The organism is Mesorhizobium sp. Pch-S (assembly GCF_004136315.1).
Taxonomy (GTDB): Bacteria; Pseudomonadota; Alphaproteobacteria; order Rhizobiales; family Rhizobiaceae; genus Mesorhizobium.
The window spans coordinates 157,533-178,600 of record NZ_CP029562.1 but is presented as its reverse complement, the minus strand read 5'-3'; the positions used below and the strand labels follow the sequence as shown (position 1 = coordinate 178,600).

Genomic DNA, 21,068 nt, shown 5'->3' with positions numbered 1-21,068 from the left:
ACCATGGGACAGGTTCTGTCTTTTACGCCGCGGAGTGCGGCACCAAACAGACTTCCACGCAGCGTTGATACGGCGGCGGCCGTGATCATCTTCCCGGGAGTCCGCTACGAGCGGCCCCAGGAGGCAATACCGGCTGTCGCGGGCATCGAAGCCGGCGCGAACGGCACGCCGTCGCCCAAGCCGCGACACTGAACAGGTGGTCGTCAGAGTGGTTCCGTCTTTCACGGAAGCGCTCTAAGTTTTTGTTTTTGAAGCATTTTTGTAACGCCAAGTGATTCATTTTTGTAACGCCAAGTGATTCCACGTGGCTGCAAAATGTTCCAGGGTCAGAATTGCTGCAGGTCGCAGGAACTCTGACTGAGAAATTTGGTCACGGCCGGCCGCCAGCTTTCGTCCGGCACGAATGCGCGCAGCACCACGATGCCTTCTTCGATGGGGGCTTCGACAAAAATCGAACCTTCGAAGCCTTCCGGCAATGCCTTGCGCATCTCGATCATCTGCGCCGGCGTCAGCACAACCGCATCCATCTGTCCGCTGGTCGCACTGCGATCGTTGAAACTGTAGATGTTGTGGCCATTGCGGTCATAGACCGAGACCGACCAGAATGGCACCGAGCCGGGTGCGGTCACCTGCACCACGCCGTCGCTTAGGTCGAAACGGCAGGCCGCGGCCGCAAACAGCGGATCGATCGACTTGATCGGGGCCGGGCTGTCGGGCTCGGCATCGAGCCGCGTCATGGCGTAGAAATCCGCCTTCATCGACAGGTTCGACCAGGCATCGCGCTCTGAAAACTCCGGCACCAGCAACAGCACCGCGATATGGACGATCGCGGCGCCGATCAGCCCGATGATGATTGCGTGGAGGAGCTTACCCATTGCAGCCGACCCTGACGATGGTGGGCAGCTTCACATCGGAAAGCCCCGTCGAAGCGGCGATCGGCGTATCGTAGAAATTCAAAACGAAACGCAACGGACCCGAGCCGCTGACCGGAAGCCAGTTGCCAGGGGCGGCATTCGGAGCCACCGTGATGATGGCCGAGTTATCGCCTTGGCGCAGGATTTCGTAGGAGTGCAGGGCGGCCTGGTGCGGTCTGCCCGAGGCGATCGGGTCGAGCGTCAGGTCCGCAACATGCAGCGTCCAGAAGCGCGCGGTGGGGGAGCCGCCCTCGATCGTGTAGCTGCATTCGCGCCGCAATCCCTCGCCACTCGAATCGGCCTCGGCGATAAACGACAAGCCTTCTGCGCGACCAAGCGTCAGTGCACCCTGGCGAGCGACGCGTGCCTGCGAATAGGGGTCAGCGTCGAGCGTGCCGATGTCGGGAAAGGCCGTCCATGGTCCGATGCGGATGGCGCCGCCGCCGCTCTGGGCGTCGAGCGTATACCAGACGCTGCCGCCGCCGAGCCCGATGGCGATGGTGAGTGCCAGCAGCGTCAGCAAAGCGTTCTTCAGCATGTAGGCTCGTCAGGACCAGAGCAATTGCAGCAAAAGTTCGTAGCGTTTTTGCGTAAAGACAAAGAGTTAAAGCGTTTCCGCGTTTCCGTGAAAAACGGAAACATCTCGACATAGCCACGCGAGGAGACACGGGCAAGCCAGGAGGGGCGTGCAGGCGTCACAGGGCCGAGAGCTTTTCAGGCGTGGCGGGTGGAACGAGCTGAACTGCGTCCTCGAAGGTCTTGGAGAGCGTGCGCAGCGTCTGTGTCGTGCGGCTGGAGAGCACGGGTGGGCGTTCCGCCGCGACTCTCGCCTCCTCTTCGGCGGCTTGCTTCTTCTGCGCCTCTTCGGCCTTTGCAGCCACCGTCTTGTCGACGAAAGGCTGGTCGATGCCGGGTATCGGCTTCAGGTCGATGTTCTGATGGGCGTAGACCATCATGCGCTGCCAGATCATCGCCGGAAGCGAGCCGCCGGTCATGTTGTTGGTCGGCCTGAAATCGTCATTGCCGAGCCAGACAGCTGCCGTGTAGTTGCCGGTGAAGCCGACATACCAGGCGTCGCGATAGCTCTGCGTGGTGCCGGTCTTGCCGCCGGAGACGATGTTGGGCAGGGCCGCGCGCCGCGCCGTACCGATGACGGGCACCTGGGTCAGCATCGCGTTCATCGAGCGCAAAGCCTGTTCCGACAGCACACGGCGAGGGGCGGGGGCATCCTTGGCCCAGTCGTAGACGACATCGCCGGTGTGGGTGACCAGCTGTGTGATGCCGTGGCGGGTGCCGACATAGCCGTTCTGGGCAAAGACCGAGTAACCGGTGGCCTGGTCCATCACCGTCATACCGGAGGTGCCGAGCACCATGGTCTTGTGCGATTCCAGCGGCGATTCAACGCCCATGTCTTCGGCCAGCTTCTTGATCGGCGGGATCGACAGCGAGTCCTTGGCGAGCCTGACAGGCACGGTATTGATGGACTTCACGAAAGCGTTGAGCAGCGTGATCTTGCCGCCGAAACCACCGCTGTAGTTCTTCGGCGACCAGTTGCCCCAACTGACGGGACCGCTTGAGACGACCGAATCCGGCGTGAAGCCATGTTCCATGGCTGTCGCGTAGACATAGGGCTTGAAGGACGATCCGGTCTGGCGCAGCGCCTTGGTGGCGCGGTTGAACTGGCTGGCGCCGTAGTCGCGTCCGCCAACGATCGCGCGCACGGAGCCGTTGGTCTCGATGACGACGACAGCACCTTCGGTGACGCGGTATTCCTTGCCGTACTGGCGCAGGTGGAACTCGACCGATTCTTCCGCCGCATCCTGGATGTTGGCGTCGAACGTGGTGTGCGCAACCAGCGAGTGCGTGCCCTTCGGGGCGATCTTCTTGACCTCGTCGAAGGCCCAGTCGAGGAAATAGTCGGGGCTCTTGCGTTCGCCGCGGTCGACGACATTGGCCGGGTGCAGCCTGGCCTGCAGGACCTGCCCCTCCGACATGAAGCCGCTGTCGACCATGTTGTTGAGCACGACATTGGCGCGGGCGCGCGCGGCGGGCAGGTTGATGTGCGGCGCATATTTGGTCGGCGCCTTGAACAGGCCGGCCAGCATCGCTGCCTCGGCCAGCGTCAGATCCTTCACGCTCTTGCCGAAATAGAAATCGGCCGCCGCTTCGATGCCGAAAGTGCCACCGCCCATGTAGGAGCGGTCGAGGTAGAGTTGCAGGATTTCCTTCTTGGAAAGGTTGGCTTCAAGCCACAGGGAAAGAAAAGCTTCCTTGACCTTGCGTTCCAACGTGCGTTCGTTGGTGAGGAACAGGTTCTTGGCCAATTGCTGGGTTATGGAGGAGCCACCCTGAACCACTGAATTGGCGCGCACATTTTCCGTCAGCGCGCGCGCCAGGCCGAGAAAATCGATGCCGTAGTGTTCGAAGAAGCGGCGGTCTTCGGTGGAAAGCACGGCCTTGATGACATGATCCGGCATCTGGTCGACGGGCACGGAATCGCGCTGGATGATACCGCGCTGGCCGATCTCGTTGCCGTAGCGGTCCAGGAAGGTCACCGCGAAGTCGCCCTGCGCTCGCCAGTCGCCCGATGTTTCCTGGAAGGCGGGCAGGGCGAGCGCCAGCAGCGCGACGGAAGCGCCGGCCCCGAGCGTAAATCCCTCAGACAGGCCTTCGATCAGCCAGCGTCGCCAGCCGGTGACCTTGAAGCGGCGAAAGAAGATGGTTGCCGATTCCCAGAATTCACCGGCGCGGTAGCGGAGCTTGTAGAGGCTCGAATCCAGCCATGCGTCGAGCGACAGGAACCAGGCCGCGATCGGCCCTCTTTTCTTGCGCGGTTCCTGGGGGATGGTCATCGAGGCCGGTTACACGCTTGCGATGGGTTGCGCCGTGGCGCCAGTATACTCGTTTGCCGCGCAATCAGGAACGCGGACGGCTTCATTTTCAGTTGCCGAGCCGACTATTGGTCGATTGCGGCGGTACTGGCAAGAGCCTCACCATTGGATGCGCGATTGGTGAAGGGAAGGTAAAGGCGGCGGCGTATCGGCGCACGATGACCTCTCCATTCTGCCGTTTCTTCAGAGTGACTCATTCGGAAGGAGGTTGCTGCATGGCCATGATCCTGGCGGCAGCATCGACAACTGCCGGCATCGACATCAGATGGCAGGTTGCGGAGCCAACCACTCCGGTCTGGACCAGGCCTTGGAGCATCAATTCCTTCCCAATCTTCGGAAACCGGTCTGCATCCCCGGACGCAATGTCAAAATTCACCCAACGGCGTTGCCCGTCCACGATGAGGGGAGATCCTTCCGCGATCCTCGGCAGGGACGGCCACGCCATGTGTTCGGCCAGGTGAAAGGCAGTGCACGTGTCGAAATCCGCGCCGAGCAGCAGAATGCGTGCTGCCGATCGATAGAGGTGCCCAAGGGGACCATCTTTGCCGAACGGCTCTGCCAGTGGTTGCCGCGCGATGATTGTCTCTGCCGAAGGGCCGAGGGCGGAGAAGGAGCAGGTCGGATGCAGACTTCGCCGCGCGCCAGGCCAGGTGCGGAACAGTTCCGCGACCGCACCCATATCTCGCGTCGGCGTGGTGAGCGGGTCAAAGGCTGGCAAGGTCTCGCGGATGATTTCGATCCAGCTGTCAGGAACGGCTGGTGCCTGCCAGTGCACGGGATCGCTGAGCTGTGACGACTGCGAGGGCATCACCAATGTGCCGGTCTCGGTGATCGCGTCGAGCAAGGCACGCACAACCGCTTCCGCGCCGCCAGAGACCCAGCCCAGCGTGCTCAGGGCGCAATGGACGAGCAGCGTTTCGCCTGGCTTTACGCCCAGTTGCTGCAGATCACGGATGAGGCCGTCCCGGGTCCGCGGCTCGGGAGTGGCAGCGACAATGCGGTGTTCCGTCATCTGATCTTCCTTGACGCTACAGGCCTATGCGATGTGGGACGCATCTTCAGAATGATCTCGCAGCTGCGCGCGGTTCCCAGACAAACCCATCCGTTGGCACAAACGGCCCGCGTGCATGGCGCAGGTTGGCGAATATCTTGTCTCAAAAGCAGTGCCTGGCGATAAGGACCCATGACAGCAAGCCTGGACACTACGCCGGATCGCTCCCTGCCGCACTTTCTATGGCGCGGCGGTTTCGAAAACGCCGAGTTGAATGCACTGCATGCCGAATGTTTCGAACATGCGCAGTTTGACGATGATTGGTGGTCTCAGGCCAACCGTTTCAGCCTGGGTTGGGTGACCCTGCGGATCGGGAGCGATCTCATCGGCTTCGTCAACGTTGCCTGGGATGGTGGCGTACATGCTTTCCTGCTCGATACGATGGTGCATTCGGCGCACCGTCGCCGCGGCTACGCATCGCAACTGGTGCGGGTTGCCGTCGACAACGCCAAGACTTCGCGCTGCGAATGGCTGCATGTCGATTTCGACCCCCACCTGCGGGACTTCTACTTCAAGGCTTGCCGGTTCGCGCCGACCGATGCCGGTCTAATCCGGTTGCGGTAAACGCGCGCCTATGTGGCCCTCAGTCCAGTCCGTCGACATAGGTCATGCCGGAATTGGCGACCAGCGAGCCGCCATCAACTGCATAGACCGCGCCGTTGACGAAAGAAGCCGCAGGCGACAGGAGGAAAGCGATGACCTCGGCGGCCTCTGCCGAAGAGCCGGCGCGCCGTTGCGGAACATGTTCGCTCACCTTGGCGTAGGCAGCCTCCAGATCGGTTCCGATCGGCAACGCACGCATTTCCTCATCCGCCATCTCGCTGCGAATCCAGCCGGGCGCCACGACATTGGCACGCAGGCCATGGCGCGCATATTCATAAGCAAGGCATCTGGTGAACTGGCTGATGCCGGCCTTGGCTGCCGAATAGGCTGCGATACCAGGCCCGGTTTGCATCGCCCCCACCGAACTCACCGCAACGACAGCGCCGCGACTGGCCAGAAGATGCGGCAGCGCCGCCTGGGTCATGACGAAGGGCGCCGTCAGATTGACCGCGATCTGACGCTCCCAGTCCGCGACAGGGAGTTCCGCGATCGACGCGGACAGGATGATACCGGCATTGAGGACAAGGCCGTCGAGGTGTCCGTATCGCTCCAGCGTCTGCGTTACCAGCAGCCTTGCAGCAGCATGATCGGTGACGTCCAGGGCGACAGCATGCGCTCCACTGCGCGCCGCAACCTTATCGAGCGCATCCTTGCGACGCCCGCAGATGACGACATGATGGGAGGTGGCGAGCCGTTCGGCCAAGGCGGCGCCGATGCCGCTGCCGCCGCCGGTTATGATCACCACGGGCTTGCCGTCGTTCATCTGCATGGTTTCTCCCTCTTTCGAATGTGGCCAAGCCTAGCAGACTCTCGGGTGCAATCCTGTCGTCCTCAGGGATGATCGTTGAGTCCGGGGTCGCGACCCCGGCTTTGGCTCAGAGTGTCGGTTTGGATTGGTGCAGTCGTGTTACGCCTCGTCAGAGGTGCGGCAGGGTCGACAGGGCATCGAGCCAGAGGTCGCAAGCCGTTGCGGGTGCCGCCGTCGCTGTTTCGATCGGTCAGATCGGCGTTGACCGGCGAAAAACTCCAAATTGTGAAGGAACCAAAGCAGCCTACGGCTGTTACTGCGCGAGTTTCGATTTGGGGGGAAGCAAATCAGGAGACAGTTATGAACGATCACGTCACCGACCGTTTGGCCGTCGACGGGGATACGATGTTCGAACTTTTCTCCGACAAATGGACCCTGGTCGTACTGCGGCAGATTTACCTTGATGGCGGTGCGGCGCGTTTCAATGCGCTCAAGCGTCAGGTGGAAGGCATCAGCCAGAAGACCCTGACGCAATCTCTGCGGCGCCTCGAACGGAACGGCCTTGTCAATCGCCACCTCGTCGACACCACGCCCCCCGGTGTCGAATACAGCCTCACGGCGCTGGGAAATTCCCTGAAATTGCCTCTTGGCGTGTTGCGCGATTGGTCTGAAAGCAACGCCCACGCGATCCATCACGCACAGCAGATTTTTGACCAGAAGCAATCCAAAGCGCCTGGTTCGATGGTCGCGTGACCGATTGTGTCTTTATTGCAACGCGATAAATGCACAATTGAAACGAATTGGCGTTGCGAAATCCGGTATGAAAATTAAGACCATTACATCAGATTTTTCATGAATATCAAATTCGCGTGTAAAATCAGTCATTTGAAGATTGGTGGTAGCCAAATGGATACTTATACATTGTTTTGAATGTTACAGATCGGTAACATTTTTGTTATCAGAGCTGATGCCACAAATTATGCATAGTCCGTCCGTTCGGATCGGGAACTTCCGGCGGCGTTTTGCTCGCGACTGGGGGAACTTGACGGTCCTAAAGTACGAACAGGGGATATCAGTGAAAATCCACACCCTTCTTCTCGGCTCGGCAGCGGCAATGATCGCCGTTTCCGGCGCTCGCGCCGCCGACGCCGTCGTCGTCGCAGAGCCGGAACCGGCAGAATACGTCAAGATCTGCGACGTCTACGGCGCCGGCTATTTCTACATCCCGGGCACCGAGACCTGCCTGCGTATCGGCGGTTATGTCCGTTACGATGCCGGCCTTGGCGATATCGGCTCGTTCGACGGCGCCAAGACCCGCGATCGCCTCAATGGCGATGAGCAGGACACCTGGCAGAAGAACGCCCGTCTCGCACTGCGCACCTGGACCGGTCAGGAAACCGAGCTCGGTACGTTGAAGACGTTTACCGAGACCCGTTTCAACTTCGGCAACCGTGATGGCAGCGGTGAAGCTGGCAACAAGGGCGACATCCAGCTCAAATGGGCCTGGATCCAGCTCGGTGGCCTGCGCGTCGGTAAGGACGAGTCGGCCTACGACACCTTCTCGGGTTATGCCGCCAACGTCATCCAGGATACCCTGGTTCCCTACGGTGATTTTGACACCAACCTGATCAGCTACACCTTCGACGGCGGCAATGGCTTCTCCGCGATCGTTTCGCTCGAACAGGCATCGGGCAGCTACAACACCTACGTAAAGGATGGTGCCGGAAACTGGGTCTTCACTCCTGACAATGACCAGACCATCGACAGCTACGTTCCGAACGTCGTCGTCGGTGCCAAATACACGCAGGGCTGGGGCGGCATCTCCGCGGTCGTCGCCTACAACGCGCCTTGGGAAGAGTGGGCCGGCAAGGTTCGCCTCGATGTGAACGCAACCGACCAGATCTCGCTGTTCATCATGGGTGGCTACGGTACTGACGACAATATCTACCGCAGCTTCTATAAGCCATGGGGCGGCAACTGGGCTGTCTGGGGCGGCGGTACCTACAAGTTCAACGAGAAGACCTCTTTGAACGCGCAGGTTTCGTATGACGAAGGCGAGACCCTTGGCGTCGCCGTCAACGTCGCGCATCAGCTGGTTCCGGGCTTCACCGTCACGGCCGAAGTTGACTATGTCAACGAAGGTAAGTTCGGCAAGGCTGACTACCGTGGCAGCTGGTCCGGTGCGGACAAGGACAGCAGCGTCGGCGGCATCCTCCGCTTCCAGCGCGATTTCTAAGCATTTCTCCTTTAGCGGGTGCCGGCTTGACCTCCAGTCATTCGCTCTTTTTATCAAGGTGAGAATTTCACCGAAGAATGGCCCGGCCCGTAGCCGGGCCATTCTTTTTTTGGGCCGACAATGTTCAAGCCGCGGCCAGGGCAGCCTGCCGTGCTGGCTCCAGCCTTTGGTCCAGAAACTGCCTTTGCATTGACGTGGCGTCAATCATGGTTGCCGCTTCCATTTCCGGATGGCGATATGCGTCTGTCGCTTGGTTGATCGAAAGATCAAAGGAGGACTGAGCGCGTTTTCATCAGAGTGGAGGAGACACCATGGAACGTGCAAACAGAAATCTGGTCGGGGCGATGTGCGGCATCGCTCTGGCTGTTAGTGCGGCTGCTGCGTCGGCTGCCGACAAACCACGTGCCCGCGACCTTGGCATTCCGTTCGAAGGGACACCGGGGCCGAACAACGCCATCACCGATGTGCCGGGCGTCACCGTCGGTTATTCAACGATCATCGAAGGCGAAGGCAAGATAGTAGTCGGCAAGGGACCTGTGCGTACCGGCGTCACCGCAATCCTGCCGCGCGGCAAGGCGTTCGGGCCGTCTTTCGCCGGCTGGTATTCGCTCAACGGCAATGGCGAGATGACCGGGACGACCTGGATCGAGGAAAGCGGTTTCCTCGAAGGCCCGATCATGATCACCAACACACACAGTGTCGGCGTCGTCCGTGACTCGGTCATCTCCTGGGAAGCCGAGAACAACCTCGTCGGGCCGCATTTCCGTGACCTTTACTGGAGGCTGCCGGTGGTGGCGGAGACCTGGGACGGTATCTTGAACGACATCAACGGCATGCACGTGAAGAAGGAACATGTCTATGCCGCGCTCGATTCGGCCAAATCCGGCGCAATCGCGGAAGGCAATGTCGGCGGCGGCACGGGCATGAACCTGTTCAACTTCAAGGGCGGTACCGGTACGGCCTCGCGAAAACTGTCGGCCGAAGATGGTGGCTACAATGTCGGCGTTCTGGTCCAGGGCAACTTCGGCTCGCGCGCGGATCTCACCATTGCCGGCGCACCCATCGGCAAGGAGATCACCGACCTGATGCCGGATGTGTCATGGAAACGCGAGGAAGCGGGGTCGATCATCGTCGTGGTGGCCACCGATGCACCCTTGTTGCCGCATCAGCTGAAGCGTCTCGCCCGCCGCGTGCCGCTCGGCATCGCCAAGACGGGTGGCTATGGCGGCAACGGCAGTGGCGATATCTTCATCACCTTCTCGACCGCCAATCCCGAGGCTTTCAATCAGGAGAAGAACACGACGGTCGAGATGGTCTCCAACGACAAGATCAATCCATTGTTCCATGCCACTGCGGATGCGACGGAGGAGGCGATCGTCAACGCCATGGTGGCGGCCGAGACCATGAAGGGACGAGACGACAACGTCTCCTTTGCCATTCCACACGACAGGCTGCAGGAAGCCTTGAGGAAGTACAACCGGTTGGCGAAATGAAATAAGCCGACCAGAAAGGCCGGCTCCCAGGCGGAGCCGGCCGGACTTGTGCAATTGGGGTGATCCCGCGCTCAGGTTTGCGAAGCAACGATGCGTTTGTGCACGCCGCTCAGGCTTTGGGTAAAGGTGTCGAACAGTCCGGCGTTCGTCAGTTCGCGCAGGATCTGCTCATTGATGCCGCCGCGTGTCGCGTATTCCTGCGACAGATGCATGAAGCCGCTGGTAGGCGAAGCGTCGGGTGCATTGGCCAGCGCCTTGAACAAGGTGGCGATATAGTCGCGCCCCTTGATCTCATCGACACCTTGGTCCTTGAGCCATGCGTGAACGGTATCGAGATATTTGAAAAAGCTGGCGTAAGTCGCTGTCACCACGCTGAGAGCGTCGAACTCGCTCGCACTCTCGACCTCGATTGCTTTTCCCAGGCGTCCGAAGAAGGCCGCGACATCCTTGTCCGGCGGGCAGAGGATGGTAGCCCCCTGTCTCGATGCGATCATCGGCATCGGCAGCGCCTTGGTCAGCTTGCGGGCCGGCGCAACCAGCGTGGCGATCTCCTTCAGCGAGAGCGTCGCGATCAGGCTGATGACGTGATGATCCGCCCTGAACCGCAGCGACGGGATGACCTCGTGTGCGACCTGTGGCCGGACCGCAAGCATCACCATGTCGCTGCCGTCGAGCACGGCCTGGTTGTCGCTCGCCACCCGCACATCATCAAACCGCAAGGCGAGGTTTGCTGCGATCTCCTCGTTACGTGGCGACAGCAGCACCGACACCGAGTTGTCGGCCACCGATTTGAGCCCTGTGACAATCGCTGCGGTGAGGGCGCCCGTGCCGACGAAGCCAAGTTTCATGCGATGCCCTGTGTTGCTGGTTGGATTTGAATTGCCGGCGACCATAGTCGCCACAGCCACGCGGGCAAGGGCTGAAACGTCTGGTCGGTCAGTGTCTCTCCACGTCTCGGCGATGGGAGAGGGCGATCCGGGAGTCGGGTCGCTTCGTGTGGACGGTTGTCTGGCGTCGAACGTATCGGTTAAGGTCCGCCTGGTTTGCCATTGTGGACGAGGCAGGGAGACGCAATCGCCGGTGTTCATTTCGTGTTCAGCCCCGATGCGCTAATAAAGGCGCCATGAACAGGATCCGCTCCACTCTTCGGTCTTTTGTGCTGGCGCTCGGCGTCGGCGGGCTGACTGCCGCCACTCCGGCGAGTGCGATGCCGATCTCGTCTCCCGCCTATCCCAGGCAGGTTGTGACCGTCGCGGCCGACTGCTACGCGATCGGCCAGGAAGTCGCTGCCCAGAACGGTGGCACGCTTGCCAAGGCTTCGTCCGCCAACCGCGGTGGACAGGAGGTCTGCGTTATTGTGGTGCTGGTGCCGGGCAAGGACGGAGAGCGCCCGCGCAGGGCCGAGATGGTGGTGCCGGCTGGCTGATCGCGGTTTCCGCGTTCCGGAATCGGCGTATATCCGAACAATCGAACAGAACGACACGAGGCAGGATGCGCGTACTGGTGGTCGAGGATGACAAGGAACTGAACCGGCAACTCGCCGATTCGCTTGTCGATGCGGGCTATGTGGTCGACCGCGCCTATGATGGCGAGGAAGGTCATTATCTCGGCGATACCGAGCCCTATGACGCGGTGGTGCTCGACATCGGCCTGCCGCAGATGGACGGCATCAGTGTCGTCGAGCGCTGGCGCCGCGACGGCCGCAAGATGCCGGTGCTGATGCTGACAGCGCGCGATCGCTGGAGTGACAAGGTTTCCGGTATCGATGCCGGTGCCGACGACTATGTGACCAAGCCTTTCCACATCGAAGAAGTCCTGGCCCGTGTGCGCGCGCTCATCCGCCGCGCCGCCGGCCATGCGTCATCCGAGCTGACCTGCGGCCCATTGCGCCTGGATACGAAAGCCTCCAAGGCCGATGTCGACGGTGTGCCGCTGAAACTGACGTCGCATGAGTTCCGGCTTCTTGCCTACCTCATGCACCACATGGGGGAGGTGGTATCGCGCACCGAGCTGGTCGAACATCTGTATGATCAGGATTTCGATCGCGATTCCAACACCATCGAAGTTTTCGTCGGCCGGCTGCGCAAGAAGATGGGTGTCGACATGATCGAGACCGTGCGCGGCATGGGATACCGCATGCGTGAACCGGAGGCGTAAAGCGGAACCGCTTGCCACCACCAAACGGACGAGGACGAGGGCGCCGCTGCGTTTCTGGCTGCGCTCCCTGACCTTTCGCGTCGTTGCTTTTTCCTCGATCTGGGCGGTTCTGACGCTGGTCGTCATCTTCACCTTGATCACCACGCTCTACCGTCAGGCCAGCGAGCGCGGTTTCGACAGCCTGCTCTCGGCACATCTTTTCAACCTGATCGGGTCTGTCGGCATTTCCGACAAGGGCGTGCTGATCGGCGCGCCGGATCTCGGTGACCTGCGTTTCTCGGAACCCTTTTCCGGCTGGTACTGGTCGGTCGAACCGGCCTCGGAGGGTGTCAGCGGTCATTTGCGCTCATCGTCGATGATGGCGCAGACACTGCCTTCACCAACCATCGGTGAGGTGCCATTCAACTCCAGCTTCCAGCGCAGCTATTCGACAAAAGGGCTGAGAGGCGAGGCGCTGCAGGTCTTCGAAAGCGAATTCGTGCTCGATGCCAAGAACCACATCGCCCGTTTCAGGGTGATGGGCAACAAGAGCGAGCTGGAAGAGGAAATCCGGTCGTTTCAGGGAAGGCTGCTCACCTACCTGTCGCTGTTCGGCGCCGGCATGATCGCCATCAACGCCATTGCCATCCTGCTCGGCCTGCAACCGCTGCGAAGGGTCCGGGCAGCCCTCGCCATGGTGCGCGAGGGGACGGCGCAGCGCCTGGACGGTCATTTCCCTGCGGAGATCGAGCCGCTGGCCAACGAGACCAATGCGTTGATCGAGAACAACAAGCGTATCGTCGAGCGCTCGCGTACGCAGGTCGGCAACCTGGCACATTCGCTGAAGACACCGCTTGCCGTGCTCCTCAACGAGGGAAGGGCGCTTGGCGGGCAGAAAGGCCAGTTGATCACCGATCAGGCCGCATCAATGCAAAAGCAGGTCGAGCACTATCTGCAGCGGGCGCGTATCGCCGCCCAGCGCAACAGTGTCGTGTATCGCACGCCGATCGCGCCGTTGGCCGAGCGCATGGTGCGCGTGATGCAGAAGCTGAACCCCAAAGTGACGCTTTCGCTTGCGCTGCCTGCCGAGGGCATCATCTTTGCCGGTGAGCGTGAGGATCTCGAAGAGGTGATGGGCAACCTGCTCGAGAACGCCATGAAATGGGCGCGTGGCAACGCAAAGGTTACAGTCAGGCCGGTGGGTGCAGCCGGCGAAAACGGCGAACAGTTCGAAATCTCGATTGAGGATGATGGCCCGGGAATTCCGGAAGACAAGGCGCGAGAGGCCCTGCAGCGCGGCAAGCGGCTGGACGAAACAAAACCCGGGACGGGGCTTGGGCTGGCCATCGTGGCTGATCTTATCAAGGAGTATGGCGGCACGCTCGCACTGGAACGCTCGTCGCTTGGAGGCTTGAACGCGATCGTTCGCCTGCGCAGCGTCCAGTGAAGAACGTGTTATGGGGGGTGGCACATGGCCCAATTTCAGCCCAATATCGGGATTATCGCCGCGGTCGTCGCCGATTGCGCGGCGAAGAGGGGAATTTTGACAGCATGACGATTCGCATGGGCCTCGTTGCCGGAATGCTGGCACTGGCTGGCTGCAGCACGACCGGGTCGAATGGAAGCGGGCCTGATATCGCACCGAAATCCGGCGCGGACAACGCTTCTGTCGCTGCAACCGTGCTTTCGGAAATGGGCGGTGGCCTTATCAGCGGCAGTATCGGGGCGAACCTGTCCTCGACCGAAAAGCGCAAGGCACTCGAGGCCGAATACAAGGCGCTGGAATATACCGCCAGCGGCCAGACCGTGACCTGGAAGAGTGACCAGTCCAGCCGCTACGGCGAGGTCGTCGCGGCACAGCCATATCGCGTCGGTTCTCAGGATTGCCGTCAGTATCGCCACACGGTCTATTCGGGTGGCGCCGGCCAGATTGCGCGCGGCACCGCCTGCCGCAACTCGGACGGCAGCTGGACACCACTGACCTAGAGCGTTTCCGTTTTAACGGAAGCGCGGTAACGCTCTAGTTCTGTGTTCTTACGCAATTTCGGACGGAAAACCGCTGCACACTTTTCCTGAAATTGCTCCAGTCAGCCGCTACAATTTTCCAAGGCTGCAGTCGGGCATTTGCGCTCGATCAAAGTCGGCTGGTCGCAATTCTGTCAAAGCGTCGCAGGACGCTTGTGTTGGCAGGACGAAGCCGGACCGCTATTGGAAGTGCCATGCTGTTTTGGGTCATAGCCGCGGTGCTGACGCTGGGTGCGAGCCTGGCCGTGCTGTTGCCTCTCGCCGGAGGGGGGAAGGAACAGGATTCCCAAAACGCGCACGATCTCGAGGTCTATCGTGACCAGCTGGGCGAACTCGACGGAGATCTGGCGCGTGGCCTGATCCAACCGGCCGAGGCCGAGCAGGCACGTGCTGAAATCGGTCGCCGTATCCTGCGCCTGGGTGGCAGCGGAACTGCGGTACAGGATTCCGGCGCAGGATCGAAAGTCGTCCGTCTGCTGTCCGTCGTCGCGGTGCTGGCTGTACCCCTGTTGAGCTGGGGCATCTATGCTCGTCTCGGCTCTCCGGACTTGCCTTCCCAGCCTTTGGCGGAGCGCCTTGCCAAGAACCCGGCCGACAGCTCGGTCGATGAACTGGTGGCCAGGGCCGAAGCGCATCTGGTGAAGAACCCCGCCGATGGCCGCGGCTGGGATGTTCTGGCCCCGATCTATCTACGCATCGGCCGGTTTGCGATGCCGTTACTGCCTACCGCAACGCGATCCGGCTCGAAGGAGACAATGCCGCCCGCCAGACAGGGCTGGGCGAGGCACTGGTCAATGGCGCCGGCGGGGTTGTTTCGGCCGACGCACAGACGGCCTTCGAGACCGCGTTGAAGTTTGAACCGAACGATCCCAAGGCGAATTTCTATCTGGCACTGGCGTTTTCGCAGGAGGGCCGCAAGCCGGAGGCGGTCGCCACGCTGCAGAAGCTGCAGACAACGCTGCCGGCGGATTCTCCATGGCGCAAGGCCGTTGGACAGGCTCTGGCCAGCCTGGAGACCAATCCTGTTCCACCCCAAAGCGGTCCGTCGGCAGGCGATGTGGCGGCCGCATCATCGTTGTCGGACGAGCAGCGCGGCGCCATGATCGAGACGATGGTGGCCAGTCTCGATGAAAAGCTCAAACAGAACCCGCGCGACACGGAAGGATGGATGCGCCTCATTCGTTCTTATGTGGTGCTGGGCAAGACCGACGAGGCTCGCGCCGCACTTCGGCGCGGTATCGCGGTTTTTGGCGCCGATAGTCCGGAGGCCAAGCAATTCACGGCCTTTGCCGGTACACTCGGCCTCGCCGCAACGGAGTAGGCGATGACGCGCAAGCAGAAGCGACTGTCGGTGATCGTGGCGGGGCTGGGCTTCCTGTCCATCGCGGCCGCCCTGACTTTTTATGCCCTCGGTCAGAAGGCCTCATACTTCTACATGCCGGGCGATCTTGCAGCCGCCAACGTTGCGCCAGGCCAGCGCATAAGGCTCGGCGGACTGGTGGAAAAAGGCACGATCGTCCGCGGCCAGGGAACAACCGTGTCGTTTGCCGTGACCGACACGCACGATGCCGTGAAAGTTACCTACACGGGCATCCTGCCGGACCTTTTTCGCGAGGAGCAGGGCGTCATCACCGAAGGTTCATTTGGCTCCGATGGCGTTTTCGTTGCCGATAGCGTGCTGGCCAAGCACGACGAACGCTACATGCCCAAGGAAGTCGCCGATGGGTTGAAGGCCAAGGGCGTGTGGCAGGAAACACAGGTTAAATAGCGGGCATGGTTGAGATCGGTCATTTCGCCCTGGTTCTGGCTTTTGCGCTGGCATTGATCCAGACGGTCGTGCCGCTGGTCGGCGCACGGATGGGCAATGAACGCATGATGGCGGTGGCCGCTCCAACCGCCATCACCGGCTTCGCACTGACGGCGCTTTCCTTCGTTGCCTTGATGATTGCCTATGCCGGTTCCGACTTTTCGGTCGTCAACGTCTGGGAAAATTCACACTCGCTGCAGCCGATGATCTACAAGCTCACCGGGACCTGGGGCAATCACGAAGGCTCCATGCTTCTGTGGGTGCTGATCCTGGCTTTCTTCGGTGCCCTGGTCGCGGCCTTTGGCGCCAATCTGCCGGCCAGTCTCAAGGCCAACGTGCTGGCCGTTCAGGGCTCGATCGGCGTCGCGTTCCTGCTGTTCATCCTGTCGACGTCCAACCCCTTTACCCGGTTGATCCCGGCTCCGGTCGAAGGACGCGACCTCAATCCGATCCTGCAGGATCTTGGATTGGCGGTGCATCCCCCACTGCTTTATCTCGGTTATGTCGGCTTCTCGATCTGCTTCTCCTTCTCGGTCGCCGCCCTGATCGATGGCCGCATCGATGCCGCCTGGGCACGGTGGGTCCGGCCATGGACGCTGGTGGCCTGGATATTCCTCACCGGCGGTATCGCGATGGGTTCCTACTGGGCTTATTACGAACTTGGCTGGGGCGGCTTCTGGTTCTGGGATCCGGTCGAGAATGCCTCCTTCATGCCGTGGCTGGCAGGAACGGCACTGCTGCATTCCGCCATCGTCATGGAAAAGCGCTCCGCGCTGAAGATCTGGACACTGCTGCTCGCCATCCTCACCTTCTCGCTGTCGCTGCTCGGCACCTTCCTGGTGCGCTCCGGCGTGCTGACATCCGTTCACGCTTTTGCCACGGATCCGTCGCGTGGCGTCTTCATTCTGTGCATCCTGCTCTTTTTCATCGGCGGTTCGCTGGCGTTGTTTGCACTGCGAGCGTCCTCGCTGACGGTGGGTGGCCTGTTCCAGCCGATTTCGCGTGAGGGCGCGCTGGTGCTGAACAATCTGTTCCTGACCACGGCGACGGCAACCGTGCTGATCGGTACGCTCTATCCACTTGCGCTGGAGGCGCTGACGGGAGACAAGATTTCGGTCGGCGAGCCCTTCTTCAACCTGACATTCGGTCCATTGATGGTGCCGCTCCTGCTGCTGGTGCCGTTCGGTCCGCTGCTTGCCTGGAAGCGCGGTGACATGTTTGCCGCCGCGCAGCGGCTGATGGCTGCCTTCGGCGCGGCCTTGCTGGCGGCGCTGGTCGTGCTTTTCCTCATCGACGGCGGATCAGTCCTCGCTGCGTTCGGTACAGGCCTCGCCGTCTGGTTGATCCTGGGAGCGGCCACCGACCTGGCGATGAAATCGGGTTTCGGTTCGGTGGCGTTCCCGGTCATGCTGCGTCGCTTCCGCGGCCTGCCGCGGTCGGTCTTTGGAACCGCGCTTGCCCATGCCGGCCTCGGGGTGACGCTGATCGGCATGGTCGGCACTCTGAATTTCGGTGAAGAGCACATCCTGACCATGAAGCCGCAGCAGACGGTCGAGGTTGCCGGCCGAGCTGTGCGTTTCGACGGAATTCAGCCGATGAAGGGGCCTAACTTCAACGAAGACCGTGCCCGTTTCCAGTTGATCAATGCCGGTGGTCAGGTGACGGGGACGATCAATTCGTCCAAGCGTTTCTATCCCGCCCGCCAGATGCCGACCACCGAGGCGGGCATAAAGACGATCGGCTTCAGCCAGCTTTACATCGCGCTGGGTGATGAATCTGCCGACGGGTCGGTCGTGGCGCGTATCTGGTGGAAGCCGCTGGTGACGCTGATCTGGCTGGGTGCCCTGGTCATGATGGTGGGTGGCGCAGTGTCCTTGGCCGACCGTCGCCTGCGGGTCGGTGCGCCGGCCAAGCGCAAGAGCAAGCCAGCAGCGGCGGCAGCCGTGTCATGACGATGCGAGGTTTTGTCGCCGGACTGGTCCTGGGGTTCGTGCTGCTGGCATCAGGCAGTGCCTTCGCCGTAAAGCCCGATGAGATGTTGTCCGATCCGGCACTTGAAGCACGCGCGCGCTCGCTGTCGGCCGGCCTGCGCTGCATGGTCTGCCAGAACCAGTCGATCGATGAATCCGATGCCGACCTGGCGCGCGACCTGCGCGTTCTCGTGCGCGATCGGCTGAAAGCCGGCGACAGCGACACACAGGTCATCGACTATGTCGTCTCGCGCTACGGCGAGTTCGTGCTCCTGAAGCCGCGTTTCGAATGGCGCACTGCCTTGTTATGGGGCGCGCCTGTTTTCCTGCTCCTGATCGGCGGGGCATTCATGATGCGGGCGGCGCGCCGGCCGAAGGCACCGGAAACGGCCGGATTGAGTGTGGACGAAAAAGCCAGGCTCGATGCGATCCTGAAACGCGACTGATCCTGCTTTCGCCAACATTGCCAAAGTTTCATCCTTTTCGAAAATCGGTTCCGATTTTCAGGTTAGCCAACATTACCAAAGTTTCATCCTTTTCGAAAATCGGTTCCGATTTTCGGGTTAGCCAACATTACCAAAGTTTCATCTACTGGAAATGAAGCGGTAATGTCGCCTTCTCTATCTGTTGTCCCGAAGGATGCCGCTTGAGCGTCCAGTTCTAGAGGACAACGGATCAATGACTGCTACCCCCACTTCCTCCCGTACCCGTTCGCGCCTTGCCGCTGCAGCCGCTTCGCTGGCGATCGCCGGCGCCATCGGCTTCGCTGCGGTGACCACCGGGACGGCCCCCGTGATGGCCGAGGCCGTCAACGTTCAGGCTCCCCAGGTTCCGGGTTTCGCCGATCTTGTCGAGAAGGTCTCGCCGGCCGTTGTTTCGGTGCAGGTCAAGGCCAAGGTCCAGCCGGCTTCCGATGACGGCGGCATGCCCTTCGACGCTCCCGACTTTTTCCAGGACAATCCGCAGCTCAAGCGCTTCTTCAAGGAGTTCCGTGGTCCCAACGGCCAGGGTGGCCGCAGCTTCCAGCATCGTGACAACCCCAACCGCGAGCCGCGTCCGGTCGCGCAGGGCTCGGGCTTCTTCATTTCCGAGGACGGCTACATCGTCACCAACAATCACGTGGTCGATGGCGGCACCGCCTTCACCGTCGTCATGACAGACGGCAAGGAATTCGACGCCAAGCTGGTCGGTACCGACCAGCGCACCGACCTCGCGGTGCTCAAGGTCGACAGCAAGGACCAGAAATTCACCTATGTCGAGTTTGCCGACGACTCCAAGGTCCGTGTCGGCGACTGGGTGGTCGCCGTCGGCAATCCGTTCGGCCTTGGCGGCACCGTTACCTCCGGTATCGTCTCGGCGCGTGGCCGGGACATCGGCGCCGGCCCCTATGACGACTTCATCCAGATCGACGCCCCGGTGAACCGTGGCAACTCCGGTGGCCCGACCTTCAACCAGAGCGGCCAGGTGGTCGGCATCAACACCGCGATCTTCTCGCCTTCGGGTGGCAGCGTCGGCATCGCCTTCGACATTCCGGCTTCCACCGCCAAGCAGGTCGTGGAGGTGCTGATGAAGGGCGGCACGATCGAACGCGGCTGGCTCGGTGTCGAAATCCAGCCGGTCACGGCCGATATCGCCGAGTCACTCGGCCTGAAGGCTGAAAAGGGCGCCCTGGTTTCCGGTGCCCAGGACGACAGCCCCGCCAAGAAGGCCGGCATTGTCGCTGGCGACGTCATCACCCAGGTCGACGGCAAGGATGTCGCGACCACCAAGGAACTGGCCCGCCTGATCGGCGCCTATCAGCCCGGCAAGTCGGTGGATGTCACCGTCTGGCGCGGCGGCAAGGCAGAGACCATCAAGGTCGACCTCGGCAAGCTGCCGAATGGCGACAAGATGGCGTCGGCCGGCAAGCCATCCGAGCCGTCGGGGACCAACTCCCTGGCCGACCTCGGCCTGACGGTCACCAAGTCCGACAACGGCAAGGGCGTGGTCGTGACCGACGTCGATCCCGACAGCGATGCCGCCGATCGCGGCATCCAGGCCGGTGATGTCATCACTGCCATCAACAGCCAGGAAGTGGCCGGCGCCTCCGATATCTCCAATGCGATGAAGGAAGCGCAGAAGGCCGGTCGCAAGCAGGTGCTGGTGCAGATCAGCCGCGAAGACACCAACCGCTTCGTGACGCTGCCGGTCGCCAAGGGCTGATCGATCGCCGCTGGCAAGGGAGAGCCGCAGGCGCCTGGGGCAGTGGGGGCACTGAACCAGGCGAGCCGGACAATCCCGTGCCGGTCGGTGCCTTTCGGTTGCCGCCACTCCCGGTGGTCGTGCATCCGGAAACATTGCTTCCGGAACGGCGGTGTCGCACCCCCGGATCGCCGTGAAGGAAGCAGGGTCGGCGTGTCAGTCAGTAGTGTCCGACCTCAGCGGCAGCGGGGCTCTCGTCCCGCTGCCGCAAAATCACAGGATGTCCAGAGATGTCTGCCGCAACGGCTTCGGAAATTGCGTATAACGGCTCCATGAAGATTCTGATCATCGAAGACGATCGGGAAGCCGCCGACTATCTGGAAAAGGCCTTCACCGAGGCTGGCCATACAGCCCATGTCGCCGGCGACGGCGAGTCCGGTTTCGCACTGGCCGACAGCGGCGAATACGACGTGATGGTCGTCGACCGCATGCTGCCGCGTCGCGATGGTCTTTCGGTCATCGCAGCATTGCGTTCGCGCGGAAACACCACGCCGGTGCTCATTCTGTCGGCGCTGGGCGAGGTGGATGACCGCGTAACCGGGTTGCGCGCAGGTGGCGATGATTACCTGACCAAGCCTTATGCCTTCTCCGAGCTGCTGGCGCGGGTCGAGGTCCTGAATCGCCGCGCTGGCGTGAAGGAGAGCGAGACGGTCTACAGGAGCGGTGATCTCGAACTCGACCGGCTGTCGCATTCGGTCAAGCGCGCCGGCAAGGAAATCGTCCTGCAGCCCCGCGAATTCCGCCTGCTCGAATATCTGATGCGTCATGCCGGCCAGGTGGTGACGCGCACCATGCTGCTCGAGAACGTCTGGGACTATCATTTCGATCCCCAGACCAATGTCATCGACGTGCACGTGTCGCGGCTGCGCGGCAAGATCGAAAAGGGCTTTGAAAAGCCGATCCTGCATACCATTCGTGGCGCCGGCTACATGCTGAAGAGCGGCGGTTAGGTC

General features: G+C 61.4%; 19 protein-coding genes and 1 pseudogene. 14 read left to right on the top strand and 6 right to left on the bottom strand.

Annotated elements, in window-relative coordinates; all coding sequences use genetic code 11:
• Positions 1-326: 326 nt before the first annotated feature.
• From C1M53_RS00840 to C1M53_RS00825, 4 genes are all read right to left on the bottom strand, one after another.
• Positions 327-875: a DUF1254 domain-containing protein gene (locus C1M53_RS00840; RefSeq protein ID WP_129410503.1), complete on the bottom strand. Its 549-nt coding sequence runs from the start codon at positions 873-875 to the stop codon at positions 327-329.
• Positions 868-1,452 carry a DUF1214 domain-containing protein gene (locus tag C1M53_RS00835; protein ID WP_129410502.1) on the bottom strand — a complete coding sequence of 195 codons (585 nt, stop codon included), beginning with the start codon at positions 1,450-1,452 and terminating at the stop codon, positions 868-870. Before C1M53_RS00835 ends, C1M53_RS00840 begins: the two co-directional genes overlap by 8 nt.
• Before the next feature lie 157 nt (positions 1,453-1,609).
• Positions 1,610-3,766, bottom strand: a complete 2,157-nt coding sequence (locus C1M53_RS00830) for a PBP1A family penicillin-binding protein (protein WP_129410501.1) — start codon at positions 3,764-3,766, stop codon at positions 1,610-1,612.
• 232 nt (positions 3,767-3,998) lie between these two features.
• Positions 3,999-4,817 (bottom strand): AAC(3) family N-acetyltransferase, encoded by an 819-nt coding sequence (locus C1M53_RS00825; protein WP_129410500.1) that lies wholly within the window; start codon positions 4,815-4,817, stop codon positions 3,999-4,001.
• Between the two features lie 171 nt (positions 4,818-4,988).
• On the opposite strand from C1M53_RS00825, the gene C1M53_RS00820 reads away from it, so the two are divergent.
• On the top strand, positions 4,989-5,420 hold the full coding sequence (locus tag C1M53_RS00820; RefSeq protein ID WP_129410499.1) for a GNAT family N-acetyltransferase: 432 nt from the start codon (positions 4,989-4,991) through the stop codon (positions 5,418-5,420).
• A gap of 19 nt (positions 5,421-5,439) precedes the next feature.
• Here the strand turns inward: C1M53_RS00820 and C1M53_RS00815 are convergent, their stop codons facing one another.
• Positions 5,440-6,228 (bottom strand): SDR family oxidoreductase, encoded by a 789-nt coding sequence (locus C1M53_RS00815; protein WP_207213060.1) that lies wholly within the window; start codon positions 6,226-6,228, stop codon positions 5,440-5,442.
• Between the two features lie 339 nt (positions 6,229-6,567).
• On the opposite strand from C1M53_RS00815, the gene C1M53_RS00810 reads away from it, so the two are divergent.
• From C1M53_RS00810 to C1M53_RS00800, 3 genes are all read left to right on the top strand, one after another.
• Entirely contained in the window at positions 6,568-6,960 is a 393-nt protein-coding gene (locus tag C1M53_RS00810; protein ID WP_129410498.1) for a helix-turn-helix domain-containing protein, read from the top strand.
• 322 nt (positions 6,961-7,282) lie between these two features.
• Positions 7,283-8,443, top strand: a complete 1,161-nt coding sequence (locus C1M53_RS00805) for a porin (RefSeq protein WP_129410497.1) — start codon at positions 7,283-7,285, stop codon at positions 8,441-8,443.
• A 311-nt stretch (positions 8,444-8,754) separates the two neighbouring features.
• The gene (locus C1M53_RS00800) at positions 8,755-9,936 is read left to right on the top strand and encodes a P1 family peptidase (RefSeq protein WP_129410496.1); all 1,182 of its coding nucleotides are present in this window, start codon (positions 8,755-8,757) and stop codon (positions 9,934-9,936) included.
• Between the two features lie 71 nt (positions 9,937-10,007).
• Here C1M53_RS00800 and C1M53_RS00795 read toward each other — a convergent pair whose 3' ends face one another.
• Positions 10,008-10,784 (bottom strand): pyrroline-5-carboxylate reductase, encoded by a 777-nt coding sequence (locus C1M53_RS00795; protein ID WP_129410495.1) that lies wholly within the window; start codon positions 10,782-10,784, stop codon positions 10,008-10,010.
• Between the two features lie 275 nt (positions 10,785-11,059).
• On the opposite strand from C1M53_RS00795, the gene C1M53_RS00790 reads away from it, so the two are divergent.
• From C1M53_RS00790 to C1M53_RS00745, 10 genes and pseudogenes are all read left to right on the top strand, one after another.
• A complete protein-coding gene (locus C1M53_RS00790) occupies positions 11,060-11,362 on the top strand; it encodes a hypothetical protein (RefSeq protein ID WP_129410494.1) in 303 nt (100 codons plus the stop codon).
• A 65-nt stretch (positions 11,363-11,427) separates the two neighbouring features.
• Positions 11,428-12,093 (top strand): response regulator transcription factor, encoded by a 666-nt coding sequence (locus C1M53_RS00785; protein WP_129410493.1) that lies wholly within the window; start codon positions 11,428-11,430, stop codon positions 12,091-12,093.
• Complete coding sequence (locus tag C1M53_RS00780; RefSeq protein WP_129410492.1) at positions 12,077-13,519, top strand: ATP-binding protein; 1,443 nt, start codon at positions 12,077-12,079, stop codon at positions 13,517-13,519. The genes C1M53_RS00785 and C1M53_RS00780 overlap by 17 nt, the downstream gene beginning before the upstream one ends.
• Positions 13,520-13,623: 104 nt before the next feature.
• Complete coding sequence (locus C1M53_RS00775; protein ID WP_129410491.1) at positions 13,624-14,058, top strand: hypothetical protein; 435 nt, start codon at positions 13,624-13,626, stop codon at positions 14,056-14,058.
• A gap of 233 nt (positions 14,059-14,291) precedes the next feature.
• Positions 14,292-15,418: pseudogene (gene ccmI, locus C1M53_RS00770) on the top strand (c-type cytochrome biogenesis protein CcmI).
• A 3-nt stretch (positions 15,419-15,421) separates the two neighbouring features.
• Positions 15,422-15,865, top strand: coding sequence for a cytochrome c maturation protein CcmE (gene ccmE / locus C1M53_RS00765; RefSeq protein WP_129410490.1), 444 nt, complete (start codon positions 15,422-15,424; stop codon positions 15,863-15,865).
• A gap of 5 nt (positions 15,866-15,870) precedes the next feature.
• Positions 15,871-17,856, top strand: coding sequence for a heme lyase CcmF/NrfE family subunit (locus tag C1M53_RS00760; protein ID WP_129410489.1), 1,986 nt, complete (start codon positions 15,871-15,873; stop codon positions 17,854-17,856).
• On the top strand, positions 17,853-18,320 hold the full coding sequence (locus tag C1M53_RS00755; RefSeq protein WP_129410488.1) for a cytochrome c-type biogenesis protein: 468 nt from the start codon (positions 17,853-17,855) through the stop codon (positions 18,318-18,320). Before C1M53_RS00760 ends, C1M53_RS00755 begins: the two co-directional genes overlap by 4 nt.
• A 232-nt stretch (positions 18,321-18,552) precedes the next feature.
• Positions 18,553-20,076, top strand: coding sequence for a Do family serine endopeptidase (locus tag C1M53_RS00750; protein ID WP_129410487.1), 1,524 nt, complete (start codon positions 18,553-18,555; stop codon positions 20,074-20,076).
• Positions 20,077-20,387: 311 nt separating this feature from the next.
• Complete coding sequence (locus tag C1M53_RS00745; protein WP_129410486.1) at positions 20,388-21,065, top strand: response regulator transcription factor; 678 nt, start codon at positions 20,388-20,390, stop codon at positions 21,063-21,065.
• Positions 21,066-21,068: the final 3 nt, after the last annotated feature.

What these genes read in the sequence shown, in the direction of transcription:
- C1M53_RS00840 (WP_129410503.1), bottom strand. Translation starts at nt 875, where the DNA reads ATGGGTAAGCTCCTCCACGCAATCATCATCGGGCTGATCGGCGCCGCG.
- C1M53_RS00835 (WP_129410502.1), bottom strand. Translation starts at nt 1,452, where the DNA reads ATGCTGAAGAACGCTTTGCTGACGCTGCTGGCACTCACCATCGCCATC.
- C1M53_RS00830 (WP_129410501.1), bottom strand. Translation starts at nt 3,766, where the DNA reads ATGACCATCCCCCAGGAACCGCGCAAGAAAAGAGGGCCGATCGCGGCC.
- C1M53_RS00825 (WP_129410500.1), bottom strand. Translation starts at nt 4,817, where the DNA reads ATGACGGAACACCGCATTGTCGCTGCCACTCCCGAGCCGCGGACCCGG.
- C1M53_RS00820 (WP_129410499.1), top strand. Translation starts at nt 4,989, where the DNA reads ATGACAGCAAGCCTGGACACTACGCCGGATCGCTCCCTGCCGCACTTT.
- C1M53_RS00815 (WP_207213060.1), bottom strand. Translation starts at nt 6,228, where the DNA reads ATGCAGATGAACGACGGCAAGCCCGTGGTGATCATAACCGGCGGCGGC.
- C1M53_RS00810 (WP_129410498.1), top strand. Translation starts at nt 6,568, where the DNA reads ATGAACGATCACGTCACCGACCGTTTGGCCGTCGACGGGGATACGATG.
- C1M53_RS00800 (WP_129410496.1), top strand. Translation starts at nt 8,755, where the DNA reads ATGGAACGTGCAAACAGAAATCTGGTCGGGGCGATGTGCGGCATCGCT.
- C1M53_RS00795 (WP_129410495.1), bottom strand. Translation starts at nt 10,784, where the DNA reads ATGAAACTTGGCTTCGTCGGCACGGGCGCCCTCACCGCAGCGATTGTC.
- C1M53_RS00790 (WP_129410494.1), top strand. Translation starts at nt 11,060, where the DNA reads ATGAACAGGATCCGCTCCACTCTTCGGTCTTTTGTGCTGGCGCTCGGC.
- C1M53_RS00785 (WP_129410493.1), top strand. Translation starts at nt 11,428, where the DNA reads ATGCGCGTACTGGTGGTCGAGGATGACAAGGAACTGAACCGGCAACTC.
- C1M53_RS00775 (WP_129410491.1), top strand. Translation starts at nt 13,624, where the DNA reads ATGACGATTCGCATGGGCCTCGTTGCCGGAATGCTGGCACTGGCTGGC.
- ccmE (WP_129410490.1), top strand. Translation starts at nt 15,422, where the DNA reads ATGACGCGCAAGCAGAAGCGACTGTCGGTGATCGTGGCGGGGCTGGGC.
- C1M53_RS00760 (WP_129410489.1), top strand. Translation starts at nt 15,871, where the DNA reads ATGGTTGAGATCGGTCATTTCGCCCTGGTTCTGGCTTTTGCGCTGGCA.
- C1M53_RS00755 (WP_129410488.1), top strand. Translation starts at nt 17,853, where the DNA reads ATGACGATGCGAGGTTTTGTCGCCGGACTGGTCCTGGGGTTCGTGCTG.
- C1M53_RS00750 (WP_129410487.1), top strand. Translation starts at nt 18,553, where the DNA reads ATGACTGCTACCCCCACTTCCTCCCGTACCCGTTCGCGCCTTGCCGCT.
- C1M53_RS00745 (WP_129410486.1), top strand. Translation starts at nt 20,388, where the DNA reads ATGAAGATTCTGATCATCGAAGACGATCGGGAAGCCGCCGACTATCTG.